The 1,498-nt window shown below is 63.3% G+C and carries 1 protein-coding gene; it reads left to right on the forward strand.

What is annotated here, in order from left to right; genetic code table 11:
* Window positions 1-132: 132 nt before the first annotated feature.
* Window positions 133-1,422, forward strand: coding sequence for a M18 family aminopeptidase (locus NUV89_RS29625; RefSeq protein WP_017737533.1), 1,290 nt, complete (start codon window positions 133-135; stop codon window positions 1,420-1,422).
* Window positions 1,423-1,498 lie beyond the last annotated feature (76 nt).

The following is a 1,498-nucleotide window of genomic DNA, read 5'->3' on the forward strand; positions in this document are numbered from 1 at the left end:
TCAGTACCAAAAATGTTGACTGACACACCGCCTTCGCGAGCAAGCCCGCTCCCACATTTAGTTCTGCGTCAGTTCTAGACACCGAGTGAAACCAATACGGTAAACTCCGCGCATTGCTGTCTGGAGCTATTTATGCGCGAAGCGTTGAATCAAGGCCTGATCGACTTCCTCAAGGCCTCCCCTACTCCTTTTCATGCCACTGCTGCCCTGGCCCAGCGCCTGGAAGCCGCCGGCTACCAGCGTCTCGACGAGCGCGAAACCTGGGCCACCGAGGCCAACGGGCGCTATTACGTGACCCGCAACGACTCCTCGATCATTGCCTTCAAGCTCGGCCGCCACTCGCCGCTGCAAGGCGGTATCCGCCTGGTCGGCGCCCACACCGACAGCCCGTGCCTGCGGGTCAAGCCCCAGCCCGAGCTGCAACGCCAGGGCTTCTGGCAGTTGGGCGTCGAAGTCTACGGCGGCGCGCTGCTGGCGCCGTGGTTTGACCGCGACCTGTCCCTGGCCGGCCGCGTGACCTTCCGCCGTGACGGCAAGGTCGAAAGCCAGCTGATCGATTTCAAGCTGCCCATCGCCATCATCCCCAACCTGGCCATCCACCTGAACCGTGAAGCCAACCAGGGTTGGGCGATCAATGCCCAGACCGAGCTGCCGCCGATCCTCGCGCAGTTTGCCGGCGACGAGCGCGTGGACTTCCGCGCCGTGCTCACCGAGCAGTTGGCGCGCGAGCATGGGCTGAATGCCGACGTGGTGCTCGACTACGAGCTGAGCTTCTACGACACGCAAAGCGCGGCGGTGATCGGCCTCAATGGCGACTTCATCGCCGGCGCGCGCCTCGACAACCTGTTGTCGTGCTACGCCGGCCTGCAAGCCTTGCTCACCAGCGAAACCGATGAAACCTGCGTGCTGGTGTGTAACGACCACGAAGAAGTCGGCTCCTGCTCGGCCTGCGGCGCCGATGGCCCGATGCTGGAACAGACCCTGCGCCGCCTGCTGCCGGAAGGGGATGAATTCGTACGCACCATTCAGAAGTCCCTGCTGGTCTCGGCGGACAACGCCCACGGCGTGCACCCGAACTACGCCGAAAAGCACGACGCCAATCACGGCCCCAAGCTCAACGCCGGGCCCGTAATCAAGGTCAACAGCAACCAGCGCTACGCCACCAACAGCGAAACCGCCGGGTTCTTCCGCCACCTGTGCATGGCCGAAGAAGTACCGGTGCAGAGCTTCGTGGTGCGCAGCGACATGGGCTGCGGCTCGACCATCGGCCCGATCACCGCCAGCCACCTGGGCGTGCGCACCGTGGACATCGGCTTGCCGACGTTTGCCATGCACTCCATTCGCGAGCTGTGCGGCAGCCATGACCTGGCGCATCTGGTGAAGGTGTTGGGGGCGTTTTACGCGAGTCGCGACCTGCCCTGATCTCTGGGCTGAATGCGGTCAAAAATGTGGGAGCGGGCTTGCTCGCGAATGCGGTGTATCAGTCACTGAATATTTG

The organism is Pseudomonas sp. 18.1.10 (genome assembly GCF_024655625.1).
Classification (GTDB): domain Bacteria; phylum Pseudomonadota; class Gammaproteobacteria; order Pseudomonadales; family Pseudomonadaceae; genus Aquipseudomonas.

Bases quoted from the DNA above. Each gene is read 5' to 3' on its own strand.
- NUV89_RS29625 (WP_017737533.1), top strand. From the start codon at position 133: ATGCGCGAAGCGTTGAATCAAGGCCTGATCGACTTCCTCAAGGCCTCC.